Below are 669 nucleotides of genomic sequence, written 5' to 3'. Positions count from 1 at the left end.
GCAGCGATCAGCCCGGTCTCGGCCTTGTAGCGGACGGCGAGCAGATAGGAGTTGATGCCGACGGGCATCGCCGCGAACAGGGTGGCGACCCCGGCATAGGCCGGCGGCATGGTGAAGACGTGGAAGGCCAGGACCCAGACCGCCAGGGGATGCAGGACGAGTTTCAGGCTTGTCACCACCATGGCGCCCGGCAGGTCGTGCAGCACCCGGTAGCGCACGAGGCCGGCGCCGAGCGCGATCAGCGCGCAGGTGGAGGCGGTGCCGGCCAGCGCGTCCAGCAGCGACTTGACCATCCCGGCGGGCGCGAGGCCGAAGCTTTTCAGGCCGAGACCGATCATTAGCGACAGGAAGATCGGGTTGCGGAAGAGGACGAGGCCGAGCCCCTTCACCCGCTGGAACACCGATTTCTGCCCGTCCGATTCGATGAGGAAGGTGGCGCAGCCCATCATCAGCGGCAGGTGGACGGCGAGCAGCATGAAGAGCGGGAAGGCGCCCTCGTCGCCGTAGGCCTGGAGGATCATCGGGACGCCGATGAAGATGGTGTTCGACTGGCTCGCCGCGAATCCGTGGAGGATCGCGCCGCGCCGCTCGATCCCGGCGCGCCGCCGGGCAATCAGCGTGCCGACGAACCACGAGATCGCCGCGCCGCCGAAATACGCGACCCAGTAG

1 protein-coding gene is annotated in these 669 nt (G+C 68.2%); it reads right to left on the bottom strand.

The genetic code is table 11. The features are described 5' to 3' along the window. Nucleotides 1-669: AEC family transporter (locus VQ02_RS34355; RefSeq protein WP_048448767.1), on the bottom strand; the 669-nt coding region annotated here is incomplete at both ends.

Source organism: Methylobacterium variabile (genome assembly GCF_001043975.1).
Classification (GTDB): domain Bacteria; phylum Pseudomonadota; class Alphaproteobacteria; order Rhizobiales; family Beijerinckiaceae; genus Methylobacterium; species Methylobacterium variabile.
The sequence above is the reverse complement of the archived record's forward strand: the minus strand, read 5'-3'. Positions and strand labels throughout refer to the sequence as shown.